Raw genomic sequence first — 24,472 nt, forward strand, 5'->3', positions numbered from 1 at the left:
GGAATTCACATGAAGGTTTTGATTGTTCACGCGCACCCTGAGCCACAGTCCTTCACCGCCGCCCTGCGCGATCAGGCGGTCACCACGTTGCAAGCCCAGGGGCACCAGGTGCAGGTGAGTGACTTGTACGCCATGCAGTGGAACCCGGTGGCGTCGGCGGCGGATTTTTCCACGCGGGAGAACCCCGAGTATCTGGTGTATGCCCTGGAGCAGCGCCTGGGGGTGAAGAAGCAGTCGATCGCCGCGGATATCCAGGCCGAGTTGGACAAGGTGCTGTGGGCCGATTTGCTGATTCTCAACTTCCCGATTTTCTGGTTCTCGGCGCCGGCGATGCTCAAGGGCTGGATCGACCGGGTACTGGTGTCGGGCGTGTGTTACGGCGGCAAGCGTTTCTACGATCAGGGCGGCTTGGCGGGCAAGCGCGCGCTGGTCACGGTGACGCTGGGCGGGCGTGAGCATATGTTCGGCGAGGGTGCGATTCATGGGCCGTTGGAGGACATGTTGCGACCGATTCTGCGCGGTACGTTGGCGTATGTGGGGTATGAGGTGCTGGCGCCGTTTGTGGCGTGGCATGTGCCGTATATCAGTGATGAGGCGCGGCGGGAGTTTCTGTTGGGGTATGCGGGGCGGCTCAAAGGGCTGGCGGAGGAGCAGTCCTTGGTGTTTCCGAAATTGGCACAGTTCGATGAGGCGCTATACCCACTTTCTTGAACCCGATGGCGATCAAATGTGGGAGCGGGCTTGCTCGCGAATGCGGTCTATCAGTGCCAGATTTTCTGACTGATCCACCGCTTTCGCGAGCAAGCCCGCTCCCACATTTTTGATCTCCATGGTGCAGTGGGTTTACCGCTGTTGGCGCAACCGCTCTGCCGCACTGCGCAACAACTGTTCGGTGCCGTCCCAGCCCAGGCAACCATCGGTCACCGACACGCCGTATTTCATCGACGCGCCCAGCGGTTGGCAGCCCTCGAACAAGTGGCTTTCAATCATCATGCCGACCAGCGAAGTGTCGCCCTGCAGGCGCTGTTCCAGTACGTCATTGAACACCGCCGGTTGACGCAGCGGGTCTTTGCCGCTGTTGGCGTGGCTGCAATCAACCATGATCCGCGCCGCCACTTTGGACTTGGCCAGGTCCAGCTTCACCTGCGCCACGCTCTGCGCATCGTAGTTCGGCCCACGGTGACCGCCGCGCAGCACCAGGTGGGTGTCGGGGTTGCCCGGGGTCTGGATGATCGCCGGGTGGCCCTGGCTGTCGACGCCGAAGTGGCGGTGCGGGTGGGACGCCGAGCGCATCGCGTCACAGGCAATCGCGACGCCGCCGTCGGTGCCATTCTTGAAGCCGACGGGCATGCCCAGGCCGCTGGCCATTTCGCGGTGGATCTGCGATTCGGTGGTGCGTGCGCCGATGGCGACCCAGCTGAGCAGGTCATCGAAGTAGCCGGCGGCCATGGGTTGCAGCAGCTCGGTGGCGACCGGCAGGCCCAGGCGCAGCATTTCGCGCATCAGCTCGCGGGACAGGGTGAGGCCTGCGGCCATGTCATCGCTGCCGTCCAGGTGCGGGTCGTAGGCCAGGCCTTTCCAACCGATGGTGGTGCGCGGTTTTTCGACGTAGGCGCGGATCACCAGCAGCATCTGGTCGCTGACTTCAAGCGCCAGCTTCTTCAGGTTGCGCGCGTATTCCATGGCCGATTCGGGGTCGTGGATCGAGCACGGGCCGATAATCACCAGCAAACGGGAATCTTCACCGTTGAGGATGGCGCGCACGGCTTGGCGATGGGCGTGGATCTGCTCGTGGAGGAACGGGCTGAGGGGCAACTGATGCTTGAGCTCAAGGGCGCTGGGCAAGCGCTGGGTCAGGGCTTCATTGGCGCTGGAGAGGTTGGCAACAGGCAAAGCGGCGGTGGCGGAGTTCATATTCAAGGCTTCCTGGGCAAGCGGCGGGCTGTTCCCGCGCGCTCTGCCCTAGTGGGGTGTTCGACAATTGGCCGTAGTGGCTACGTGTGTTGGCTTGCCACCGATAGGTGACCGATCGGAGGCGGCAGGCTGTCCCGAACGGAGCTTGCTAAATCGCCATGCAGTGCAAGTGTCGTAGCGGTAATAAGTGGCGTAGTTCATGTCGTGTGTCCTTTAAGTGATCTTCAAAAAATGATGGAGGCCTGAAAAAACAAAACCCCCGGTCGGGGAGCCGACCGGGGGTTAGATTTCTCTGGTAGGCGACCCCTTGAGTAGTGGGCGCCGATTTCAGGTATCAGGCGCGCCAGTGGCTAAACCAATACCCAAAATAAAAGCTGACCAGTGCGCTCGAACCGTTCACGCGGGTAGCCGACACCGAGCGCGAGGCGCTGGCAGCAGGGCAAACCTGAGTGTGGGTGAGTTGCAACATGGTGTGTCTCCAAATGATGGGCTGAGCTTACTAGAGGCGCACGGTTGGATTCAATCAGTAATTTCTATCGCATGAGCTACTTACGGCTATGGGGCGAGTGCCGATATGCTGGTAACACTTTGATAATGATTGCCTGGACGCGACCATGACTGCATTGACCCTTGCTGCCGCTCAAACCCTCTCCAGCGCAGGCGACGTGCCGGCCAATATCCAGCAGCACCTGGCATTTATGCAGGCCGCGGCGGAACACGGTGTGCAGTTGCTGGTGTTTCCGGAGCTGTCGTTAACCGGGTATGAACCCGCGTTGGCGGCCGGTTTGGCAATAGCGCCGGATGACGCCGTGCTGACGCCGTTGCGCGAGAGGGCGCAAGCGCTGCGGTTGACGGCGGTGGTGGGGATGCCGATTCGCCTGGCACCTGAAACGGGTGTGTTGATCGGCGCACTGGTGTTGGGGGCGGACGGCTCGTTGGCGGTCTATACCAAGCAGCATCTGCACCCCGGCGAAGACGTGGCATTTATCCCGGGGCAGGGTGGTGCCGCACTCGAGTGGGGTGAAGATCGCATTGCTCTGGCGGTATGCGCTGACTTTTCCCATGCCAGTCATCCGCGGGCTGCGGCAGAGTCGGGGGCTAACGTCTATGCCGCCGGTGTGCTGATCAGCGAGGGTGGCTACGCCACTGACGCCGCATTGCTCGAGGGCTACGCCATTGAACATGGAATGCTCGTGCTGATGGCCAATCACGGTGGGCCATCGGGCGGCTGGACCTGTGCAGGGCGCAGCGCAATTTGGGGGGCGCAGGGTTTGATCAGCGCGGCACCGGGTGTTGGCGGCGCACTGGTCATCGCTCGGCGTGAGGGCGGGCGCTGGACTGGACGGCAGGTGGCAATCTGAATCGGAGGCAGCAGACAATGACCTTTCACTTGCGCGCAGCGACGGACCAGGACTGTTCGTTTGCACGCGTCCTTACCCGTCAGTCGATGGATCGCTATTACGAGCACTACGGGTTCATATGGTCCAACGACGGCTTTGATACCGCCTGGGCGGGTCGAGAAAGCTGGATGATCTGCCGCGACGATAAGGTCATCGGTTTTATCAGCCTGAGCTACGACGACGATGCACTGTTTATTCGCGAACTGCACTTGATCGAAGCGAGTCGCGGGCAAGGCGCCGGCAGCTGGGTGTTGGAGCAGATGGTGCTGAAGGCGCGTACGCAGGGGCTGGGGTTTTTGCGCCTGACCGTGTTCAAAATCAACCCGGCCAGAAACCTCTACCTGAGGCATGGGCTAAGCATTGTCCAGGAAGAGAACTGCTTTTTGTGTATGGAGCGTGTGTGTGGCGCGGATTCATCGGACGATTAACAGGCACGCTGTACGAATAAGCGCATACTGCTGTCAGTAAACCGCTTGCGTATCGCGGCTTTGAGCAACGGGCTCATCCACGATAATCCCATCTTTCATGCCCAGCAGGACCGCCACCTTATGGGCTTCTCCGCGCCGTCCTTTTTTACGCCCTGCGAGCACTTGATACGTCGTGGCCGGATCAACGCCGTGTTCCCGGGCAAACGCTTGAACTGACTTGCCTTGATGTTCCAACCAAGCCTTGGCTTGTGCAGCAGTGCGAATACCGGGCATAGTTCAAAACCGTTCAAGTTTGTGTAAAACGAGATGAGTGTGTCACCTCTTGGGGGTGTGCAAAATAGGATCATACATCCAAATGAGTGGAATCGGTTCGCGTTTAAGGCAGGAAAGAGAACGACTTGGCCTGTCGCAGAAAATGTTTGGTGAAATCGGCGGCGTTGAAGCAAACGCCCAAGGCAAGTACGAGAGCGGTGGCCGCGCGCCCAAGGCGGATTATCTGTCACGCGTTGCCGAGCGCGGTGTCGATGTTTTATACGTGCTCACGGGCAGCCCCACGCCCATCCAGTTGGAAAACCTGAGCCAGCTGGAAGAGAAAATCCTGGAAAACTACCGGGCGATGTTCAAGGAGGACCAGGACGCTATCCGTCGACTCACCTCCTCACTGGCTGAACACTCCGTGTCGCAGAACGGAAAACACAAGCCGTCTCTCCCGCAAAGCTGACCTTTTGCTCAGTAAAATCGGCTGTCTGCCGCAGGGCGGACGCCGATAGTGTGCGTTAACTCTATATATATGACGCTTGCAGCTAGGTCTGCGCCCTGGTTTTTTGCTAAGGTGTTCAGCAACCTATAAGACCATATCGCGAGGTGTCTGCTTGATTAGGGTGCTAGTAGTCGATGATCACGATCTCGTTCGTACAGGCATTACACGAATGCTGGCTGACATCGATGGCCTGCAAGTAGTCGGTCAGGCCGAATCGGGGGAGGAATCCCTGATCAAGGCCCGGGAGTTGAAACCCGATGTGGTTTTGATGGACGTCAAGATGCCTGGGATCGGCGGTCTTGGTGCCACTACCAAATTGTTGCGCAGCCATCCGGACATAAAAGTCGTGGTCGTCACCGTGTGCGAGGAAGACCCGTTTCCGACGCGGCTGTTACAGGCTGGCGCGGCCGGTTACTTGACCAAGGGCGCAGGCCTGGCGGAGATGGTGCAAGCCATTCGCCTGGTGTTTGCCGGGCAGCGTTATATTAGCCCGCAGATCGCCCAGCAGTTGGCTATCAAGTCGTTCCAGCCCACCAGTGACTCGCCATTTGATGCGCTGTCGGAACGGGAAATCCAGATTGCCTTGATGATCGTCGGTTGCCAGAAGGTGCAGACGATCTCCGACAAGCTCTGCCTGTCGCCCAAGACCGTCAACACCTACCGCTATCGCATTTTCGAGAAGCTCGCCATCAGCAGTGATGTTGAATTGACCCTGCTCGCGGTGCGCCACGGCATGGTGGACGCCAGCGCCTGACATGACCACACCGTTTGATCCAAGTGCCTTTCTCTCAACCTGCAGTGGCCGCCCCGGCGTGTACCGCATGTTCGACAGCGAGGCGCGCCTGCTTTACGTGGGCAAAGCCAAGAACCTGAAGAACCGCCTGGCGAGCTACTTTCGCAAGACCGGGCTGGCGCCCAAGACCGCCGCCCTGGTGGCGCGTATCGCCCAAGTCGAAACCACTATCACCGCCAATGAAACCGAAGCGCTGCTGCTTGAGCAGACGCTGATCAAGGAATGGCGGCCGCCCTACAACATCCTGCTGCGTGACGATAAATCCTACCCCTACGTGTTTTTATCCGACGGTAACTTCCCACGGCTGAGTATTCACCGTGGCGCGAAGAAGCAGAAGGGCAAGTATTTCGGCCCGTACCCCAGCGCCGGCGCGATCCGCGAGAGTTTAAGCCTGCTGCAAAAAACCTTTTTTGTGCGCCAGTGCGAAGACAGCTTCTACAAGAACCGCACGCGGCCCTGCCTGCAATACCAGATCAAACGTTGCAAGGCGCCGTGCGTGGGGGTGGTCGAGCCGGCGGAATACGCCGAGGATGTACGCCATTCGGTGATGTTTCTCGAAGGTCGCAGCAATGCACTCACCGACGAGCTTTCCGGCGCTATGGAGCAGGCTGCCAGTACGCTGGATTTCGAGCGCGCCGCCGAGCTGCGTGACCAGATCTCCCTGCTGCGCCGCGTCCAGGACCAGCAAAGCATGGAGGGCGGCACCGGCGATGTCGATGTGATCGCCGCCTTCGTCAACCCAGGCGGCGCCTGTGTGCACCTGATCAGCGTGCGCGGCGGGCGAGTGCTGGGCAGCAAGAACTTTTTCCCACAGACCGGGATCGACGAGGAGGTGGCCGAAGTCATGGCCGCTTTCCTTGGCCAATACTATGTCAGCAGCCCCGAGCGCGATTTGCCGTCGGAGTTGATCGTCAACGTGGTGCACGTAGACTTTCCCACACTGATCGAAGCGATTCACGAGGTGCGCGGCCGCGAGCTGGACATCAGCCACCGCGTACGCGGCACCCGTGCGCGCTGGCAGCAACTGGCGGTGACGAATGCCGAACAGGCCTTGAGCGCGCGCCTGGCCAATCGGCAGCATGTGGCCGCACGCTTTGACGCCCTGGCTGAAGTCCTCAACCTGGACGAGCCGCCGCAGCGCCTTGAGTGCTACGACATCAGCCACTCCAGCGGCGAAGCCACCGTGGCGTCCTGCGTGGTGTTCGGGCCGGAAGGGCCGATCAAATCCGACTACCGGCGCTACAACATCGAAGGCGTCACCGCCGGCGATGACTACGCCGCCATGCACCAGGCCCTTACGCGGCGCTTCAGCAAGTTGAAGGACGGCGAGGGCAAGCTGCCGGATATCCTCCTGGTAGACGGCGGCAAGGGCCAGCTGTCCATGGCCCGCGACGTGCTCAACGAGCTGGCGGTGCCCGACCTGATCCTGCTCGGCGTGGCCAAGGGCGCCACGCGCAAGGCCGGTTTCGAGACGTTGTACTTGAATGATGCCGCCCATGAGTTCACTTTGAAGGGCGACTCACCCGCACTGCACCTGATTCAACAGATCCGCGACGAAGCCCACCGTTTTGCCATCACCGGCCACCGTGCCCGTCGTGGCAAAACCCGACGAACCTCAACCCTGGAAGGGGTGGCAGGCGTCGGGCCGACACGCCGTCGCGACCTGCTTAAACATTTTGGTGGCTTGCAAGAGCTATCCCGTGCCAGCATTGACGAAATAGCCAAAGCACCCGGTATCAGTAAAAAGCTCGCTGAGTTGATTTATGCGAATCTGCATAGCGAATAGAATGCCTACTTAGTGCGGCGAGAGGTCAACCCAATGAATCCGGGGCTTTGACCATGATGACCACCGCTACGAACCCTCAAAGTGTTAGAACAATGTTAGAGCTTGCGCGTCCCTATCGACGATGACGCGGAGGTCCTGAAGACCTGGAAGCGCGAAGCGGCCACTGTGTACCGCCGCGATAAAGCTCGTGTCTCCCGTCGTCTGGGTTATGAGTTTGCCTTGGAACAGGCCAACAAGTTCTCGGCCTTTGAGTCGATCTACTTCCCCTACAACTTGGACTGGCGTGGCCGGGTCTACGCGATTCCTGCATTCAACCCGCAGGGTAACGACATGACCAAAGGGCTCTTGCAGGCATCTATTGCGGAACCTGTAGGCGAAGAGGGCATTGAGTGGCTAATGATCCACGGCGCGAACTGCGCTGGGGTCGATAAGGTCGCTTTCGACCAACGTAAACAATGGGTGACAGACAATGAAGAGCTTATCCTCGGATGCGCCGCCGATCCCCTCAATAACACCGAGTGGACCTCGATGGATTCGCCATTCTGCTTCCTCGCTTTCTGCTTTGAGTGGGAAGGGGTCAAACAGAACGGCGCACAGCACCTTTCCGCTCTACCTATCGCCTTCGATGGCTCATGTTCTGGGATTCAACACTTCAGCGCAATGCTTCGAGATGAACGTGGCGGTCGTGCGGTCAATCTCGTGCCCTCCGAAACCGTGCAGGACATCTACAAGCTTGTCGCAGACCGCGTTAATGAAGCGCTGGCACGAGACCTTGCAGAAGGCTCCGACGATTCAACGGAAACCGTAGCGAACAAGAAGACCGGTGAGATAGCCGAGAAGCGGATTCTTGGCACTCGTGGCATGGCCGCTGGATGGCTCGGCTAAGTTCCGTAACGCGGTACAGGTGGGTGGCTCAGGTGGTATCACTATCCGCAAGGAGGACGATTCGAGCCCCACAGGTTATACCGTCCGTATCGTTCACTCGTCCAACGGCACTGTTAATCTCGTAGATGATATCCGTGGTCGTGTACGGGCAACTTTCAACGTGTCCGGTGGGTTCGACTCAGGTGGAGACGTTCAGGCTGCGGGTGATGTCCTCGCTCGCTCTGGCAGCGTCCGAGCTTACGCAAACGGTGTCGACTCAAGCAATGTCCACTACTGGTTCCGCAACGTGGGAGGTGGGACCCGTGCAGTGATCTACAGCGCACAGAATGGGGATGTTTATATTGCTCCGAGTTATGGAATGCCAGGCGGTGGTCAGTCTATTAGGTTCACTGGTAACGGTGCCGCTGTTATCCCTAACGGTGTGATCCTGAGCCAATCGAACGTCGCCATTCTCGGCGATGCCAACCTCGTTTCGCCGATCTACGCTGGCACCTCCCTGTACAACCACTTGGGCCAGTTGGACACCCCTCACCGTTTACAGCAGGTCCAGCTTGCAAGTGGCGCAGTAGCGAACGGGACTACGTTGAACCTGAATGACGACGTTTGGAACTACGAGTCCTTTGCGGGCTGGTATGCGGGCCAGTCGAACGTCTACACGTACGTAACGGGTTTGCGTGAGTTGTCTGCTATGCCTGTGAACACTCAAATGTATATCCAGCACTCGCCTAACAGTTACGTACTGATGGCCTTCCGTGACACCAACACGGCACAGCGTCGAGTACTTCAGTTCATTAACTTCGGTGCCAACAGCGGATTCACCAACTTCTACGGATTCAAGCGAGTACCGTACCGACCATAAGGAGGCTCAATGCTCGAACTTAATTTTAACGAGGGGGTGGTTCGTGCCACTCCCGTTGTGGCGGCGGCTGGTGCTGATGTAGCAAGTCGCTTTGCTGGCTTAACGATGTCCGATTGGTTCTATGCAGCGGCCATCATCTACACACTGACTCAATGCGGCGTCTTGGTCTACAAGACTGTCAAGGGGGTTAAAACATAGGAGGCACTAATGTCCGAAAATTTACTTGAGCAACTTCTTGAAGCTATTGATACCGAAAAGGCTCGCTACATGCTTGCCGACCTTCGCAATGAAGAGAAGCGTACCCCGCAACTTTATAACGCCATCGAGAAACTGTTAGAGCGTCACAAGTTCACCATTCAGAAGCTAAAACCTGATGCGTCCTTGTTGGGCGACTTGGCGTCTTCCCTGGATTCCGTGCGTGACCTTTCTGACGATGAACTTTACGGCACTACGCACTAAGCAATAAGGAGACCCATGGGAACAATCACCAAGATGATCTTGGGGCTTGCCTGTGCCTGTCTGTTGGTCCTTGGGGTTTATTCCAAGGGCTGGCATGACCGGGACGTTAAAGCAACCAACGATAAGGCTAAGGAGCTTATACAGCTCAACAGCGAACGGGAGGAAGAACGTGCAACAACTCAGAAGGCTCTTAACGAAGTCTCTAAGAATTGGCAGGACTACAGTAAAAACAGTAAGGCTGTGGCTGACCGCACTATTGATAGGCTGCGCGCTGACGGTATCAGGCTGTCAGTCCAGCTCGCAGATTCAACCGTCTGCAACGTCACAGGTAGTTGTGGACCAGTCAGTAATGGTAAAGCCGAGTTACACCCAGACACTTCTCGATTTCTTATCGAGCAGGCCCAGCGCGCAGACGAACAAGTAACCGCGCTTCAACAAATTGTAAGGAGATTACAAGGAGAGAAATAATAGGGAGGGCAATTGAATCAATCAGAAAAAGACATAGCGTTAATGAAAAGGTCCTTTGTGGCCTTTCTTTTTGTCCTGTGGGCAGCTCTTAACTTACCGAAGCCAACGAGATGTCAGATAGATATGGCTCGGGTCCTTTCCTCCGGGAAAGATAAACGGTTCATCCTTCAGGCATTCCGAGGTATCGGCAAGAGCTTTATTACGTGCGCCTTTGTTGTGTGGAAACTCTGGAATAACCCAGACCTAAAGTTCCTCATTGTGTCGGCCTCGAAAGAACGGGCAGATGCAAACAGCATCTTTATTAAACGGATCATTGATCTACTTCCGTTTCTGCACCACCTGAAGCCAACCGCGAAGCAACGTGATAGCTCGCTGAGTTTCGACGTGGGACCGGCTAAGCCTGACCACTCGCCGTCTGTGAAGTCGGTTGGTATCACTGGGCAGCTTACGGGTTCCCGTGCAGACATCCTTATTGCGGATGACGTTGAGGTCCCAGGTAACAGCGCCACTCAGGCAGCTCGTGAAGCCCTGGCAACACTCGTTCAAGAGTTCGACGCGATCCTAAAGCCGCTGCCTGGGTCTCAGATTATTTACCTGGGCACGCCACAAACCGAGATGACCCTTTACAGGTCGCTCGAAGATAAAGGCTACGTGACAACCATCTGGCCAGCTCGGTATCCCAAGGACCACAAGGACCTTGAGAGCTACGCGCATGGTGGTGGGAGTCGACTCGCGCCGATGCTTCTCCGAGAGCTTCAAGAGGATGACTCGCTTTACTGGAAGCCTACTGACCCTGTTCGTTTCGACGATACGGACCTACGGGAACGTGAGTTGTCCTACGGTAAAGGCGGCTTCGCGCTTCAGTTCATGCTTAACCCGAACCTTAGTGACGCCGAGAAGTACCCGCTTAAGCTTCGTGACTTCATCGTGGGGCTGTTCTCCTTGGACACTGCACCCACAACCCTTCAGTGGTTGGCCGTCCCTTCGAGTACTGCTGACGCACCGTGTCACCTACCGATTTCTTGCTTTACTCCTTGTTTCTCTTGGAGTTGTTCAAGGTGGTCCACTTGTCGAAACCTTTGGGGATGTCGTCTGTGTTCTACTTGGTGGCTGTGATGGGGGACCTTAGCGGGATTCTCGTAGGGTTTGTAATGAACGAGGTGGGTAGGAGCCATGAGGCTGAGGAATGAAGAGCAGTACTTATTTTATCGCATGTACTCTAATGACATGGTCTCCGCGCTTACCTCTATAAAGATACTGAAGCGATACAGAAGACCAGACGTTAGGTATGCACTGCTTCGTGATATCACGGTGGCCTACGTTCGTCCTTTTTCCAAGAATATAGGCAAGAGCGGTAAAAACGAACTCGCAACAAAAAACATTGTTCCGAAAGAGATGCTGCCCCTGCACCAACAGCTCGTAAACCTGAGAATGCAGCAATTTGCACATACGGACCTCACCTACCGGCAACCGAAAACGGTCCTTTGGGCTGGCGGTATGTATTACGTTCAGTTCAGGGAGGCTGATTATGATGGCCTATTAGGACAAATCCCTGAGATTGAAATACTCGTGCGCTCTGTCGAATCCCGTGTAAATGACTGCATAGCTGAATACGAGCGCGAGGGACACCACTGGAACCATGAGGATACGATCAGAATCACGCTACCAACGTTGGACGGTACAGGTTTCCTTTGAGAATCTGACAGAAAAATCTGAGTGACCACCTCAATAGGGCTCAGCCGCCAGTTCCCCCCCATAGGGCCTCGCCTGGGTCCTTATCGCGCACATGGGCGCCTCTGTAGGCCGGTCCTTTCTGGTATCGTTACGGCCTGTCTCCCTGATTCCCGAGTGTTAGACTTGGGTTAGAACACCGTTAGACATTCGTTCAATTATGCTCGTATCATGGCTGTGCCACGCCTCTTGTGCCTGCACAGCGAGTAGAATGCCTTTCCACCTCGTAGCCAGTTGTGCCGATGAATATCCCTAATCTGATCACCGTTCTACGCGTCCTGCTTATCCCGATTTTTATTTTGCTGTTTTATTTGCCTTACGAATGGAGCTACGCGGCCTCAAGTTCGGTGTTTGCCTTCGCGGCCGCCACCGACTGGCTCGACGGCTACCTGGCGCGCCGCCTGGAACAAAGCACGCCTTTTGGTGCGTTCCTGGACCCGGTGGCCGACAAACTCATGGTGGCCGTCGCCCTGGTCCTGCTGGTGCAGGAACACGGCAACCTGTGGCTGACCCTGCCGGCCGCGGTGATCATCGGCCGCGAGATCGTCGTTTCAGCCCTGCGCGAATGGATGGCCGAAATCGGCGCCCGCGCCCACGTGGCGGTCTCCAACATGGGCAAGTGGAAAACCGCCGCGCAGATGCTCGCGCTGGTCATCCTGCTGGCCAACCCGTCGGACTTCTCCTTCTGGGTCCTGCTGGGCTACGCCTTGCTGCTGATCGCCGCCGGCCTGACCTTGTGGTCCATGCTCCAGTATTTGCGCGCCGCCTGGCCTCACCTGCGCACCACCGTTGAAAAGAAATAAAACTTTTTTGAATCAAGGGGTTGACGGGGGTTCTGGATTCTATAGAATGCACACCACCAAGACGCGGGAATAGCTCAGTTGGTAGAGCACGACCTTGCCAAGGTCGGGGTCGCGAGTTCGAGTCTCGTTTCCCGCTCCAAACACAAAGAAAAAGCCACTCTAACGAGTGGTTTTTTTTTGCCTGGAATTTACTCATACGTCGGCGCTTGGCCAGCCATTTGTCGTGCCTGGCCAAGCTCTGTCCAGGGCCTGGGAGAGCCCGACATCTGCGAGAAGGCGGTTTTTCACGGCAAAGAACACCCCGCCGACGCACTGGACCACCGTCAACATACTTGCAGCCTGCAGGCTCAAGCCCAGCAGGGCTCCGGGCTTGCCTTGGCGCTGGCCAAGAAAGGCGCTGCCAAGGGCGGCGAGGAAAAAGCCCGCGCCGAACGGCAGGATCCGCGCACCCACTGCCGCTGGGCCGAGCTGGAAAACCCGACTGCAGATAGTCGGCGTAACGTAATGGGTACTGTTGCGTCCTGCCTGAGCTAGAACTCGGTCACAACCGTTACGCCGGCCGTCTCGAAGCGATCCATGTTCATCAGCGCGTCGATGGACTGCTCCAGGCTGATGGTTTTACCCACGAGTTTTTCCGGGGCGAGTTTTCCGCAGGTGATCATCTGGACCATGGCGTCATAACGATGGGCTTGCATGCCGTGGCTTCCGTAGATCTCAAGCTCGTGCGCGATAACTTTGCTCATGGGGATCGCCGGTGTGGCGTGGTCGGCGAGCATCAGGCCTACCTGGACGTGTTTGCCTCGACGGCGCAGGTTGTTGATGGAGTTGAAGCACGTGGTGGGATGGCCCAGTGCATCCAGTGAGACGTGGGCGCCACCCTGGGTGATTTCCAGCACGGCTTCGGTGACGTCCGCAACGGCTTGTGCGTTCACGGTTGCAACGGCGCCGAGCGAGCGCGCCAGTTCGAGTTTTTCCTGGGAAATATCGATGGCGATGACGTTCGCGCCGAGGGCGTTGGCGATCATCACGGCGGACAGGCCGACGCCTCCGCAGCCGTGCACCGCAATCCACTGTCCGGCGCTGACTTTGCCTTGGTCAACGACGGCGCGGAATGAAGTGGCGAAGCGACAACCCAGGCTTGCAGCGGTGGCAAAGTCCATGCTCTCAGGGAGTGCCACGACGTTCAGGTCGGCCTGATGGATACCGACGTATTCAGCAAACGAACCCCAGTGGGTGAAGCCCGGTTGAAACTGCGTATTGCAGACCTGCTGGTTACCGCTGTTGCACTCGGGACACGCGCCACACCCGCCGACGAAGGGCACCGTCACGCGGTCGCCGACCTTCCACCGGGTAATGTCGCGGCCAACCTCGACCACGATGCCGGCAAGCTCATGCCCGGGAACATGCGGCAGCTGGATGTCCGGATCATGGCCCTTCCAGCCGTGCCAGTCGCTGCGGCAAACCCCCGTGCCCCTCACCTGTATCACCACACCGTGACGCTCCGGCGTCGGGTCTTCGACGTCCATCACGCGCGGCGGTTTGGAAAAGGCTTCGTAGACAACTGCTTTCATGAAAGTAACCTCTATCCCTGTAGTGCACAGCGGCGAATCGTCGACCAATTTGCCGCCGAACATGCAGAAAGGCGTGCGGCGTTCAAACGAAAGTAAGGTGATACTCCCGCTCCCAAAGCCACTCAATTGAGTGGCTTTTTATTGGGCGCGATAACGTTAATTTGCAATGTTTAACGTGGTTTAATGTTTACGCCGACACGCGATGGAACCGCAAGCGTCGGCCCGGCATCTGCCGTTGTCATTGACCCAAGGAGCTACACCATGCAAGGACGTATGAAGTTAAAGCCGCTGGCCTATCTGTTGATCCCGCTCTTGGCGGCCTGTACCACACCCGACAGAACCCGCGAACCCGCCGTCTCTACTCAACCCCAGACGCAGCAGGCACTGCCGTTCGATAACTGCTCGGTGGGCTGCCCAAGCGGCGGCAGCCCGCTGACGCTGAACCGCCAGGCGTACACCCTGAACAACAATGGTTCGACCAAGTTTGCCAACTGGGTGTCGTACAAAATCACCAAGGACACACCCGCCAGCGGTCGCCCACGCGACTGGCAGACCGACCCGGACATTCCCGCTGGCGAAACCCTCGACCCGGTGGATTACAACGGCGCGAATGTCGCGCTCAAAGTCGACCGCGGCCACCAGGCCAACCTCGTGTCGATGGCCGGCGTTCCTGACTGGCACACCCTCAATTACCTGTCGAACATCACCCCGCAGAAGTCCGACCTCAACCAGGGGCCTTGGGCGCACCTGGAAGACCAGGAACGCAACCTGAGCAAACAGGCAGGTATCGATCAGGTGTACGTCACCACCGGGCCGCTGTATGAGCATTTTGTCGGTACGCTTCCGGGGACGAACAAGGTGCACACCATTCCCAGTGGCTATTGGAAAATTATCTTCGTCGGCAGCTCACCTGAAAACGGTGTGTACGCCTCATTTGTGATGAATCAGGAAACGCCCAAGGGGGCGAATTTCTGTGACTATCAGGTGACGGTGAAGCAGATCGAAGAACGGTCGGGGCTGACGTTCTGGAGCAATTTGCCGCAACCGGTGCAGGTTGCGCTGAAGGCCAAGCAGGGCCAGTTGCCGAGCCGCATCGGCTGCAAGTAGCGGTAGACAAAGAGGCTTCAGCCGTCGATCTGCTCGGACGGCTGAAGCCTATCGACGCCTGGACGGGGGGCCGCAAGGGCGTACAACTGTCGCTAAAAGCCTTTTCTAATCAATGTTTTTCCAAGGTTTCGGAACACTTCCTGATATTGTCTTTTCCAATTACGTTCCCAAAAGTCAACAGTGGCACCTGAACTTATATCGCTCGGGTTTATTTCTTCAGGTTGTTGTTGGCAGATCATGGGAAGGCGCAATAGGCTTTAAAGTATTTAGAGTAAAGACTGTCTATGGCCAGGTCAGCGTACTTGAATGTCAGCAGTTTTTTGCACCCTGAGCTGTACAGTATATAAGCGTGAGTGCCTTTTGCCCGGCATCGGGTGATATTCAAGTTCCACGTGAGCCACATAGTGCCCAGCGTGACACCCAGGTAAAACAGTTCAGGCTGCCGGGAGGACAAAAAATGGTTGATGCGTTGCACCGTCGAGTGTTTAACCCCTACCAGCGTGGCGTCATCTTCCAGGATCAGAACGTTTTTGTACCCGCGCTCAAGCGCCAACGCCGCACAGGCCTGATGAGAAGTAAAGCATCCGCGTTCAGGGTTAATATCTCGTTTTGCACTATAAAACTCGATATTCAAATTGCAGTCTGCGAATTCTCGTTGAATTAAGTTGCGACGGTCTTCGCGCTCTTCAAGACTGATGCACAGTACACCGTCCACGTGTAATGTTCCGAGAGATGACATGGTAGCGATCACTGCCTTTTAAACTTATAAGGTGGGTCAGCGATCAATGCTATGGTTTGAAGAAGTCATCGTATGTAGGAAGGTTCGCAAGAGCTGTCGACAACTTTTGTGGGTGTTTTCCTGTGCCTCTACGCTTACCCGGTGTTGTATTCGGGTTATCGCCGGCCGCTTTCCCGAGCCTGCCTGAGCAGGTCCCGTGCTGCATCCGCACGCAATAGCAGGGTCATTTGCCGCTCGTCGATGATGATTTCCGCCACGATCAATCCGCAAATCAGCGGCGCGGTCACCAGCCAATGGCAGTAGCACTGGGTGACGACCGACACACAAACGCCCAACACCCACAACGCCAGCACCCACTTGGGCGCGCGTTGCTGCAGCGGCACCCAGAAGCGCTGCAGTTTCTTCAGTCGCACGGTATGCAGCCTCAACGCGTCTTCAAGGCTGGCCAAGTAGGCGTTGGCGAAGGAGGGTGGTGCGGTTGACATAGGTCCGGCCCACGTAGGTTGCTAAACGATTCGGGCGCGCTTGGGCAGCGTGCTTCCCAGCCAGGTCAGGTTGATGTGTTCAACTTCTACCCAGTGCTCGCCGGCAGGCTGTTCAGCACAGCTCTTGAATGCCCGGCACACGCCTTGGGTATCCAGCAAAGCAAAGTGTCGATAACGGGGGGCTCGCTTGAACCACTGAGGAAAAATGCGCATCGCGGTCTCTGGTTAAATCACACAGGCCAGCTGAGTTCGAACAGCGTTCCGCCGTTGTCCATTCGGCGGCAGGTCACGGCCCCGCCATGGGCGAGGGCAATCGCGCGCACCACCGCCAGGCCCAGGCCGCTGCCACCCTGGGCGCGGGAGCGGGAGTTTTCGCCGCGCTGGAAGGCCTCGAACATATGCTTGGCGAAACCCTCGTCGATACCGGGGCCGTCATCGCGCACGCGCAGGTAGTTGATGGCATCGCGTGTACTCAGGTGCACGACAACGTTCCCCGGTGTCGCATGCCTGCGGATATTGTCCAGCAGCGCCAACAACGCTTGGCGGATCCTGGCCGGGTCGCAGCGCATCGTGCGGCGTTGCAGGTCCAGCTGCAGCACGAAGCCGGCGTCCACCAGGCTCGGTTCGAACAGCCGCACAGCGTCTTCAATGCTGGCGGCCAAGTCGGCTTCCTGCAGATTGAGTTCCAGGTAGCCGCTGTCAGCCAGGCCGACCACGCGCAAATCCTCGATCACCCGCGTCAAGCCTTCCACCTGGCCCAACAGGCTGTAGAACTGGGCGGTGTCCGGCTCGAATACACCTTCGGCGAGCCCTTGCAGACGCCCGCGCAGGATGGTCAGGGGCGTGCGCAGTTCATGGGCGATCGCCGCATTCCAGAACGCCTGTTCTTGCGCCATGCGCTGCAAGCGTTTGGCCATGCTGTTGAAGTCGTCAACCAGGATAGCCGCTTCACCGATGGACTGGTCACCGGCCACGGCCTGCACATCCAGGTCGCCGTCGGCCAGTTTGCGCAGGTTTTCGGCCACCGAGTTCAGCGGCATGAGGATCCGTCGCGACAGCTTCATCGCGACGATGGAGCCCACCGCCAGGCTCACGCAGGTGGTCAGGCCCATCCACATCCACTCAATGTTGGCCGGCAGCCATTCATTCACTTCTTCGTCGGTGAGCGGCCAGTATCTCCACAACAATGCATAGAAAATATACGAGCCGATCACTGCCAACGCGATCACGCACAACACCACGGCAGACATGGACAGGATGATCTGGCGGCTCAAGCCGTTGAGCATTTTCACGAGGCACTTCCAAACCGGTAGCCGACGCCGCGGATGCTGGTCGGCACGCCCTGCAACCCCAACTCTTCGATCTTGCGGCGCAATTTGCTGATATGGCTGTCGACCGTGCGTTCCAGGCTGTCGCTTTCCGGGCAACATTGGGCCAGCAGCTCGCCACGGGTAAACACGCGTTTGGGCGCCTTGGCCAACTGGGCGAGTAACCTGAACTCGGTGACGGTCAACGCCAGCGGGACTTTTTCGCCGGCGATCATCACCGAGACTTCGTAGCTTTCCAGGTCGATATCAAACGCATCCACGCGCAGCACCGTGGGGCTGGCGCGGTAGCTGTAATCAAGGGAGCGGCGCAGCACCGCCTGGGTGCGGGCCACCACTTCGGCCGGGTTGAACGGTTTGACGATGTAGTCATCGGCGCCGATGCGCAGGCCCATCAACTTGTCCATGTCCTGGTCCTGCGCGGTCAGCATGATCACCGGCGTGTTGCCGCGATGGCGCACTTCGGCCAACACCTGCCAGCCATCCACGTGCGGCATCAGCACATCCAGCAGCAGCAAGTCCGGCTTGAGCGCCAGGTGCATGTCCAGGGCGCGTCGGCCGTCGATGGCGTGGGCAGTGCGAAAGCCGCTGCGCTTGAGGTAGGCAAGCAGAATATCGGCGATCTCTGGCTCGTCTTCCGCAATCAGCACGAGCGCCTGGGTGTCCCGGGAGTTGTCCGGTCGGGGCAGCGATGCAGCGGGGAAGTCATTCATAGTGGCGAGGTCCAAGGGCCTTGGGCGTGAGTGATTATGCGCACGGACAATGCGCTTTCGTGGGAGGTTTTATGGAGAAACGATGGAGGCGGGCGAAAATATTGGCCCGGCGCGATCATTTCAGCGAGCGCAGGCGTGGATTGACGGAAAATACATAAAAGTCCAATATGGAATAATAAGTACAAAAAATCTTTGCCGTTCCCTTTCTTCACTTCTTGCCAAACCAACAACAACTTGCGAGACAACGATCATGAAGAAACACACGCTCATTTCCGCTCTGGCCCTGAGCCTGATTGCGTCCAGCCACGTGCTGGCTGCCGACAAACCCCTGCGCATCGGCATCGAGGCGGCTTACCCGCCGTTCGCCTCCAAGACGCAGGATGGCAAGATCGAAGGGTTCGACTACGACATCGGCAACGCCTTGTGCGCGCAGATGAAGGCCAAGTGCGTGTGGGTAGAAGGTGAGTTCGACGGCCTGATTCCTTCCCTCAAGGTCAAGAAAATCGACATGGCGTTGTCGTCCATGACCATCAACGAAGACCGCAAGAAGTCAGTGGACTTCACCCACAAGTATTACTTCACCTCGTCGCGCCTGGTGATGAAGGACGGCGCCGTTGTGGATGACCAATACGCCAGCCTCAAAGGCAAGGCCGTCGGTGTGCAGCGGGCCACCACCACCGATCGCTATGCCACCGAGGTGTTCGAGCCCAAGGGCATCAACGTCAAGCGCTACAGCAATAACGAAGAAATCTACATGGACTTGGCGTCAGGGCGCCTGGACGCGATTTTTGCCGACACCATCCCGCTGAGCGACTTCCTGTCCATGCCTCGCGGCAAGGGCTACGCCTTTGTAGGCCCGGAGCTCAAAGACCCGAAATACGTGGGCGAGGGCGCCGGGATCGCGGTGCGCAAGGGTAATACCGCGTTGGTCGACAAGTTGAATGCAGCCATCGACGGCATCCGGGCGAGTGGCGAGTACCAGAAGATTTCACAGCAGTACTTCAAGTCCGACATCTACGGCGACTGATGCTGAATGAGGTCTATGTGGGAGCTGGCTTGCCTGCGATAGCTATCTGTCAGTCAACTATTCATTGCCTGAAACACCGCTATCGCAGGCAAGCCAGCTCCCACAGTTGATCGATGGTGTTTCGAAGATTATCTGCTCAGCCCTTCAATTCCTTCAGGTGCTTGTACACCGTCGCCCGCCCCATCCCCAGCACATTCGCCACATAGTTCGAGGCGCTCTTGCCCTTGAACGCACCTTCGGCATGCAACGCCAGCACCAGCTCGCGCTTGTGGTCTCGGGTCAGCAGGTTCAGGCTCAACTGGCGCTCGCGCATCCACGCATGCAAAAAGGTGTTGATGCGCTCCTGCCAATCATCGCGAAACAGCGAGTCCGGTTGCGGGATCAGCTTGCTGGGCGACAGAAACAGGTCGAGCGCCGCCTTGGCATTTTCGAACAGCGAGATATTCAGGTTGATGCACAGCACCGCCAGCCGGTGACCTGTGTGGTCGTGGAGCACGGTGCTCAGGCTGCGAATTTTCTGGCCGTCCCAATTGAGCTTTTCGTACGGGCCGATATTCACTTCGCTGACGTCATCACTGACCATGTCCTCAAGTGCCGAGTCGTCACCGATGGCGCGTTTGGACAGGTTGTTGGCGATGTAATCGACTTTCTGTGTGCGCAAGTCATGCAGCACCACTTCGGCGTGGGGGAAGAATAGCGTGGCGATCGCATCGGCAATCGCCCGAAAATTCTGCATGACCTTGTCGTGTTCGGCGGTGTTCATCAATGCGGCTCCAGGCGGACGGGCGAGAGCATACCAGCGTCCAGGCCGAACCGCGTGAGTTGCTCCGGCAGCGGCGCGCCGCGCACCAGGGCGGCACTTGCCTGGCCCATGGCCGGGGAAGTTTGAATGCCATAACCGCCTTGCGCCGCGACCCAGAACAGCCCAGGCACTCGGGGATCGAAACCCGAGAGCAAATCCCCATCGTCCACAAAACTGCGCAGGCCGGCCCAGGTTCGGGTCGGGCGGCGGATGGTCAAGGTGGTGGCCTCTTCGATCTGGTAAATGCCCATGGCGATGTCCAGCTCTTCCGGCTGCACATCCTGCGGTTCGACCGGGTCGGCGTTGGCTGGCGAGCCGAGGAACATGCCTGCGTCGGGTTTCATGTAGAAGGCTTCGTCCAGCGCCACCAGCATCGGCCAATGGTGAGTGTCTACGCCCTCGGGCCCGGCAAAAATAAACGCCGAGCGGCGCTTGGGTTGCAGGCCGATGGGCGCCGCGCCTGCCAGCCCGCCGATATGGTCGGCCCAGGCGCCAGCGGCGTTGATGATGATCGGCGCGGTGTAGGTCGCGTCCTGGGTGCGCACCTGCCACAGGCCGTCGGCGTCACGGCTCAAACCGAGCACTTGGCTGTCGGTACGCACTTCGCTGTGGTTGCGCCGAATGCCGCGCAAATAGCCTTGGTGCAGGGCGTCGGTGTCGATGTCGCTGGCGGTTGGGTCGAAGATCGCGCCGTGGACTTTTTCGCGACGCAGGATCGGTAACTTCGCGCACGCCTCGTCGACGCTCAGCCGCTCGACTTGCGGCACGGTGGCCTTGGCACTCAGGTATTGGTTGTGCAGTTCCGCCGGGTCGCCGCTGAAATCCACGGTCATTTCGCCGCGGGGCGTCAGCAGCGGATGTTCACAGAATCCCACAGGCGGGTTGTCGAAAAACTCACGGCTGGCCAAGGTCAACGCGCGCACTTGCGGGGTGCCATAGGCCGCCGTGTACAGCGCCGCCGAGCGCCCGGTGGAGTGATAGGCCGGGTGGTTTTCGCGCTCCAGCACCAGCACTTTGCCGTGCTGCGACAACCAGAAACCCGTGGAGGCGCCGGCAATCCCGCCGCCGATGATGATGAAGTCTGCGTGGCTCATGAACCTCTCCTGAAAAAGTGCTTAGCGCTGGATGTGATAGATGGCGTTGGCCAGTGCAATGTCTTCCAGGCCTAATCCGATGGAGCGGAAAAACACGTGGCGGTCATAGCTCGGGCGCTGAACCATGTCGCTGAGCAACTCGGGCAGGTCGCCGACCACCGCGCGCTTGTCCCAGCCATGCTGCTGCGCGGCGATCAGCATTTCACCGGCTGCGTCCGGGGTGGTCTGGCGATAGTCGCAGAATACATGCATGTGCTTGAGGCTTGCGGGCGGCACTTCATGGGCGCGCGGCGCGTTGGTGCTGATGGACGTGATCAGTGCGGGTTGGCTCAGGCGCATCGGGTCGATCACCGGGCTTGCCGACGAGGTGCAGAGCAGGATGACGTCTGCATCTTGCACCGCAGCATCGCAGGTCTCGGCCAGGCTCAGGCGTGGGTCCAGGCCATCGAGGTGGGCGAGGGTGCCTGCGCTGGCGCGGCCAAGGCTTGGCGAATAAAGACGGATGCTTTGCCAATCGCGCAGGTTCTGCACATAGCGCAGGTGCGCCTGCGCGACCTTGCCGCTGCCGATAATCGCCAGGCGCCGGGCGGCTCCCGGTGCCAGGGCATCCACGGCCAACGCCGTAGTCGCGGCCGTGCGCGCAGTGGTCAGCTCAGCGGCATCGCAGAGCAACAACGGTTGGCCGGTGCGCATCGACATCAACAGCGTCCACGCGGTCACCAGCGGCCCTTGCTCGCGCACGATGTAAGGCGAGGTCTTGATGCCGTACACCTCATCTTCCGCCAGCACGCCCAGGTAATTGATAAAGTCGCCGGCGCCTTGCGGGAACTCCACCAACTGCTGCGCCGGCTGCACCGCCTGCCCGGCCGCCAGGTCGCGAAACAGCTTGTGCAGGATGTGGGGCACATCGACCTGGGCGAGTAATTCACGGGCCTGGGCCTGGTTGATCACGTGGGGCGTGCTGGACATGGTTATCTCCGCAGATAAACTAATTTGTCCATTATGGACTTTTAGTTATCTCAGGCAACGTCCAGGCGAAAAAAATCTGTGGCGCCGTTCAGATCGTTCCCACGCTCTGCGTGGGAATGCCTACTGGGACGCTCCGCGTCACGCCAGCCAGCGCACGTTTGCAGTTCTGCGTAAGAGTGACGCAGAGCGTCACGGGATGCATTCCCACGCGGGAGCGTGGGAACGATCTACCGTGTTTAGACCGGTGTTTTCGCGGGGTTCAGGCACTCGATCGAGCGGTCCACGGTGGTCTTGGCCATTTCCAGCAAATGCCACACGGCCAAGATCTTCGCCCGCTCGGGGCTTGGCAGCAGCTCGCTGCAATTGAGTGTTGTCGCCGACGCACTGTCGAGCAAACTGGCGGTGTAGAGCAGGGCGTCTTCGAAGCTCAGGTCTTCGAGTTGAATACCTTGGGTTGGCAGGTAATGGTCAATGGCGCGATTGAACGCGGCGCGGGCTTTGGCGGAACTGAGGGGCGGATCGGGGACGACTTTTCTCATGGTGTAACTCCACATGGTTGGAGCTGACACCCGTCGCGACTAAACGTTGGGTGGCGGCTGTACGCAGGTTAGTCGACCGGTCACGTGGAAAACCGGCGCACCCGAAGGTGCCCTACGCACAGCCACCATGAAACTTCACGGAGAACCATGCGCCACGTAAGACCCGAGCGACTAAACCCGATCACTGATGAGCAGTGACGGATCGCAGACTAGCCATCGATTCCAACAGGCACAAGGCGGCAGGGATTGTCTAGGAAACGTCCTGCAATTTAAAGAGACACGGCTTGCTGGCCCTTTACAAACCATGACTCAATACCACTAATCAGATCGTTCCCACGCTCTGCGTGGGAACGCCTCCTGGGACGCTCCGCGTCCCGCCAGCCAGCGCACGCTTCCAGTTCTGCGTACGGGTGACGCAGAGCGTCACGGGGGGCATTCCCACGCGGAGCGTGGGAACGATCTGCGACCCGCGCCTTAACGCATATGCAGAATAATCGGGCTACTGCTCGCAGGATCGGTATGCCCGCGCAGCTTGTTCACCGCCGCGGCATCGACTGCACCGCCATGGTTGCCCCACGTACCCCGCACATAGCTCAGCACCTGAGCGATTTCCTCATCCGACAATTGCTCACGAAACGCTGGCATACGGTAAGCATCCGGCACTCCCGCGGTCACGATCCGTTGCGAGCCATTAAGCGTGATGTTGATCGCCGAGGCGTTTTCCTTGGCGAGTGCCGAGGTGGCGCCTGCCAGCGGTGGCATCCACTCGGGCTGGCCCTTGCCGTCCAATCCATGGCAGGACGCACAACGGGTCGCGTAAGTGCGCGCGCCAGGCGCATCCACGTGCGCATTGGCCGCCTGATACTGCCAGGGCGAACCGTCGCGCTGCGGGTCGCCGGGCAGCGACTTGAGGTAGCGGGCGATGGCATTCAAATCCTCATCGCTCATGAACTGCGTCGAGTTGTTAAACGCTTCGGTCATCGAGCCATACACCACCGCATGCTGGTTGCGCCCGGTCTTGAGGAACCGCACGATCTCTTCCTCGCTCCAGCGCCCCAGCCCGGTGTTGTGGTCCTGACGCAGGCTCGGTGCATACCAGCCATCGAGCAACCCGCCCGCCAGGTAGGGCGCGCCGGTTTCGTCCAGTGCCTTCTCGTTAAACGCCAGCCCGCGCGGCGTGTGGCAACTGCCGCAGTGGCCCGGGCCTTGGACGATATAGGCGCCACGGTTCCACAGCGCGTCCTGGTTGGGTTTGGCCGCGTAAGTGGCGTTCGGCGCGAACATGCCGTTCCACAGTGCGATGGGCCAGCGCATATTCAGCGGCCAGGGAATGCTGCTGGGAAGGTTGGCTTGCTTGGCCGGCTCCACGCCCTTCATGAAAAACGCGTACAGCGCGCGCATGTCGTCGTCACTGAGCTTGGCGTAAGACGGGTAGGGCATGGCCGGGTAAAGCCTGCGCCCACCCGGCGCGACGCCGTGGCGCACCGCGCGGTCGAAGTCGGCCGGGGTGTAGGCGCCGATGCCGGTGTCGCGGTCGGGGGTGATGTTGGTGGCGTGAATCGCGCCCAGCGGCGTGGCCATCTCCAGGCCACCGGCGAACGGCGCCTTGCCCGGCAAACTGTGGCAGGCCACGCAGTCGCTGACGCGGGCGACGTACTCGCCGCGACTGACCAGTGCCGGGTCGAAACCGGCGGCGGGTTGTTGCTCAAAAGGCGAGGCGGGCTCGCGGGTGACGTACCAGGCCAGCACACCGGCTGCCACCGCGCCGGCCAGCACCAGCCAGCCTGCGGTTCTAGCCAATCGTCGGTTGTTCAT

General features: G+C 58.9%; 30 protein-coding genes, 1 tRNA gene and 1 pseudogene. 19 read left to right on the top strand and 13 right to left on the bottom strand.

Going from position 1 to position 24,472, the window contains the following annotated elements; all coding sequences use genetic code 11:
- The first annotated feature begins 9 nt into the window (after positions 1-9).
- Positions 10-711 carry an NAD(P)H-dependent oxidoreductase gene (locus PspR76_RS11775; protein ID WP_159955360.1) on the top strand — a complete coding sequence of 234 codons (702 nt, stop codon included), beginning with the start codon at positions 10-12 and terminating at the stop codon, positions 709-711.
- Between the two features lie 132 nt (positions 712-843).
- On the opposite strand, the gene PspR76_RS11780 is transcribed toward PspR76_RS11775, so the two are convergent.
- Entirely contained in the window at positions 844-1,914 is a 1,071-nt protein-coding gene (locus PspR76_RS11780; protein WP_159955361.1) for a 3-deoxy-7-phosphoheptulonate synthase, read from the bottom strand.
- A gap of 614 nt (positions 1,915-2,528) precedes the next feature.
- On the opposite strand from PspR76_RS11780, the gene PspR76_RS11785 reads away from it, so the two are divergent.
- Entirely contained in the window at positions 2,529-3,275 is a 747-nt protein-coding gene (locus PspR76_RS11785) for a carbon-nitrogen hydrolase family protein (RefSeq protein ID WP_159955362.1), read from the top strand.
- A gap of 17 nt (positions 3,276-3,292) precedes the next feature.
- Positions 3,293-3,742, top strand: a complete 450-nt coding sequence (locus tag PspR76_RS11790) for a GNAT family N-acetyltransferase (protein ID WP_159955363.1) — start codon at positions 3,293-3,295, stop codon at positions 3,740-3,742.
- Between the two features lie 33 nt (positions 3,743-3,775).
- Here PspR76_RS11790 and PspR76_RS11795 read toward each other — a convergent pair whose 3' ends face one another.
- A complete protein-coding gene (locus tag PspR76_RS11795) occupies positions 3,776-4,015 on the bottom strand; it encodes a DNA-binding protein (protein WP_159955364.1) in 240 nt (79 codons plus the stop codon).
- 82 nt (positions 4,016-4,097) lie between these two features.
- Between PspR76_RS11795 and PspR76_RS11800 the strand changes: the two genes are divergently transcribed.
- The 14 genes and pseudogenes from PspR76_RS11800 to PspR76_RS11860 all read left to right on the top strand — a co-directional run bounded on the left by PspR76_RS11800 (position 4,098) and on the right by PspR76_RS11860 (position 12,820).
- Positions 4,098-4,463 carry a helix-turn-helix domain-containing protein gene (locus PspR76_RS11800; protein WP_159955365.1) on the top strand — a complete coding sequence of 122 codons (366 nt, stop codon included), beginning with the start codon at positions 4,098-4,100 and terminating at the stop codon, positions 4,461-4,463.
- Between the two features lie 151 nt (positions 4,464-4,614).
- Positions 4,615-5,256, top strand: a complete 642-nt coding sequence (gacA, locus tag PspR76_RS11805; protein WP_003190387.1) for a response regulator transcription factor GacA — start codon at positions 4,615-4,617, stop codon at positions 5,254-5,256.
- 1 nt (position 5,257) lies between these two features.
- Positions 5,258-7,081: an excinuclease ABC subunit UvrC gene (gene uvrC / locus PspR76_RS11810; RefSeq protein WP_159955366.1), complete on the top strand. Its 1,824-nt coding sequence runs from the start codon at positions 5,258-5,260 to the stop codon at positions 7,079-7,081.
- Positions 7,082-7,183: 102 nt separating this feature from the next.
- A complete protein-coding gene (locus PspR76_RS11815; RefSeq protein ID WP_159955367.1) occupies positions 7,184-7,966 on the top strand; it encodes a DNA-directed RNA polymerase in 783 nt (260 codons plus the stop codon).
- Positions 7,929-8,825, top strand: a complete 897-nt coding sequence (locus tag PspR76_RS11820; protein ID WP_159955369.1) for a hypothetical protein — start codon at positions 7,929-7,931, stop codon at positions 8,823-8,825. Before PspR76_RS11815 ends, PspR76_RS11820 begins: the two co-directional genes overlap by 38 nt.
- A gap of 9 nt (positions 8,826-8,834) precedes the next feature.
- Positions 8,835-9,023 carry a type II holin gene (locus PspR76_RS11825; RefSeq protein WP_159955371.1) on the top strand — a complete coding sequence of 63 codons (189 nt, stop codon included), beginning with the start codon at positions 8,835-8,837 and terminating at the stop codon, positions 9,021-9,023.
- A gap of 9 nt (positions 9,024-9,032) precedes the next feature.
- Positions 9,033-9,284 (top strand): DNA packaging protein, encoded by a 252-nt coding sequence (locus tag PspR76_RS11830; RefSeq protein ID WP_159955373.1) that lies wholly within the window; start codon positions 9,033-9,035, stop codon positions 9,282-9,284.
- A 15-nt stretch (positions 9,285-9,299) separates the two neighbouring features.
- On the top strand, positions 9,300-9,752 hold the full coding sequence (locus PspR76_RS11835; RefSeq protein ID WP_159955375.1) for a lysis system i-spanin subunit Rz: 453 nt from the start codon (positions 9,300-9,302) through the stop codon (positions 9,750-9,752).
- 42 nt (positions 9,753-9,794) lie between these two features.
- Positions 9,795-10,736, top strand: a pseudogene (terL, locus tag PspR76_RS11840) (phage terminase large subunit); the annotation flags it as partial.
- Positions 10,669-10,881: a gp19.5 family protein gene (locus PspR76_RS31660; RefSeq protein ID WP_442966824.1), complete on the top strand. Its 213-nt coding sequence runs from the start codon at positions 10,669-10,671 to the stop codon at positions 10,879-10,881. The pseudogene terL and the gene PspR76_RS31660, both read left to right, overlap by 68 nt.
- A 182-nt stretch (positions 10,882-11,063) precedes the next feature.
- Positions 11,064-11,447 (top strand): hypothetical protein, encoded by a 384-nt coding sequence (locus tag PspR76_RS11845; protein ID WP_159955377.1) that lies wholly within the window; start codon positions 11,064-11,066, stop codon positions 11,445-11,447.
- Between the two features lie 278 nt (positions 11,448-11,725).
- Positions 11,726-12,286: a CDP-diacylglycerol--glycerol-3-phosphate 3-phosphatidyltransferase gene (gene pgsA, locus PspR76_RS11850; protein ID WP_016968866.1), complete on the top strand. Its 561-nt coding sequence runs from the start codon at positions 11,726-11,728 to the stop codon at positions 12,284-12,286.
- A 63-nt stretch (positions 12,287-12,349) separates the two neighbouring features.
- Positions 12,350-12,425 (top strand) — tRNA-Gly (locus tag PspR76_RS11855).
- A gap of 38 nt (positions 12,426-12,463) precedes the next feature.
- A complete protein-coding gene (locus tag PspR76_RS11860) occupies positions 12,464-12,820 on the top strand; it encodes a hypothetical protein (protein ID WP_159955379.1) in 357 nt (118 codons plus the stop codon).
- Here PspR76_RS11860 and PspR76_RS11865 read toward each other — a convergent pair.
- Positions 12,817-13,857: a zinc-dependent alcohol dehydrogenase family protein gene (locus tag PspR76_RS11865; RefSeq protein ID WP_159955381.1), complete on the bottom strand. Its 1,041-nt coding sequence runs from the start codon at positions 13,855-13,857 to the stop codon at positions 12,817-12,819. The genes PspR76_RS11860 and PspR76_RS11865 overlap by 4 nt on opposite strands.
- A gap of 261 nt (positions 13,858-14,118) precedes the next feature.
- Here PspR76_RS11865 and PspR76_RS11870 point away from each other — a divergent pair, with 261 nt between their 5' ends.
- Entirely contained in the window at positions 14,119-14,964 is an 846-nt protein-coding gene (locus PspR76_RS11870; RefSeq protein WP_159955383.1) for a DNA/RNA non-specific endonuclease, read from the top strand.
- Between the two features lie 235 nt (positions 14,965-15,199).
- Here the strand turns inward: PspR76_RS11870 and PspR76_RS11875 are convergent, their stop codons facing one another.
- The 5 genes from PspR76_RS11875 to PspR76_RS11895 all read right to left on the bottom strand — a co-directional run bounded on the left by PspR76_RS11875 (position 15,200) and on the right by PspR76_RS11895 (position 18,226).
- Complete coding sequence (locus PspR76_RS11875; protein ID WP_237235751.1) at positions 15,200-15,703, bottom strand: glycosyltransferase family 25 protein; 504 nt, start codon at positions 15,701-15,703, stop codon at positions 15,200-15,202.
- 155 nt (positions 15,704-15,858) lie between these two features.
- Complete coding sequence (locus tag PspR76_RS11880) at positions 15,859-16,188, bottom strand: hypothetical protein (RefSeq protein ID WP_159955387.1); 330 nt, start codon at positions 16,186-16,188, stop codon at positions 15,859-15,861.
- A 21-nt stretch (positions 16,189-16,209) separates the two neighbouring features.
- Positions 16,210-16,401: a hypothetical protein gene (locus tag PspR76_RS11885; RefSeq protein WP_159955389.1), complete on the bottom strand. Its 192-nt coding sequence runs from the start codon at positions 16,399-16,401 to the stop codon at positions 16,210-16,212.
- 17 nt (positions 16,402-16,418) lie between these two features.
- Positions 16,419-17,480, bottom strand: a complete 1,062-nt coding sequence (locus tag PspR76_RS11890) for an ATP-binding protein (protein ID WP_159955391.1) — start codon at positions 17,478-17,480, stop codon at positions 16,419-16,421.
- Positions 17,477-18,226, bottom strand: a complete 750-nt coding sequence (locus PspR76_RS11895; protein WP_159955393.1) for a response regulator — start codon at positions 18,224-18,226, stop codon at positions 17,477-17,479. The genes PspR76_RS11890 and PspR76_RS11895 overlap by 4 nt, the downstream gene beginning before the upstream one ends.
- A gap of 250 nt (positions 18,227-18,476) precedes the next feature.
- Between PspR76_RS11895 and PspR76_RS11900 the strand changes: the two genes are divergently transcribed.
- A complete protein-coding gene (locus tag PspR76_RS11900) occupies positions 18,477-19,253 on the top strand; it encodes an ABC transporter substrate-binding protein (protein WP_159955395.1) in 777 nt (258 codons plus the stop codon).
- A gap of 136 nt (positions 19,254-19,389) precedes the next feature.
- On the opposite strand, the gene PspR76_RS11905 is transcribed toward PspR76_RS11900, so the two are convergent.
- The 5 genes from PspR76_RS11905 to PspR76_RS11925 all read right to left on the bottom strand — a co-directional run bounded on the left by PspR76_RS11905 (position 19,390) and on the right by PspR76_RS11925 (position 24,472).
- Positions 19,390-20,016, bottom strand: coding sequence for a helix-turn-helix transcriptional regulator (locus tag PspR76_RS11905; protein ID WP_159955397.1), 627 nt, complete (start codon positions 20,014-20,016; stop codon positions 19,390-19,392).
- Complete coding sequence (locus tag PspR76_RS11910; protein WP_159955399.1) at positions 20,016-21,149, bottom strand: NAD(P)/FAD-dependent oxidoreductase; 1,134 nt, start codon at positions 21,147-21,149, stop codon at positions 20,016-20,018. The genes PspR76_RS11905 and PspR76_RS11910 overlap by 1 nt, the downstream gene beginning before the upstream one ends.
- Before the next feature lie 21 nt (positions 21,150-21,170).
- The gene (locus tag PspR76_RS11915) at positions 21,171-22,118 is read right to left on the bottom strand and encodes an ornithine cyclodeaminase family protein (protein ID WP_159955401.1); all 948 of its coding nucleotides are present in this window, start codon (positions 22,116-22,118) and stop codon (positions 21,171-21,173) included.
- 236 nt (positions 22,119-22,354) lie between these two features.
- On the bottom strand, positions 22,355-22,657 hold the full coding sequence (locus PspR76_RS11920; protein WP_159955403.1) for a DUF6124 family protein: 303 nt from the start codon (positions 22,655-22,657) through the stop codon (positions 22,355-22,357).
- A gap of 474 nt (positions 22,658-23,131) precedes the next feature.
- A complete protein-coding gene (locus tag PspR76_RS11925) occupies positions 23,132-24,472 on the bottom strand; it encodes a c-type cytochrome (protein ID WP_159955405.1) in 1,341 nt (446 codons plus the stop codon).

This window comes from Pseudomonas sp. R76 (genome assembly GCF_009834565.1).
GTDB lineage: Bacteria > Pseudomonadota > Gammaproteobacteria > Pseudomonadales > Pseudomonadaceae > Aquipseudomonas.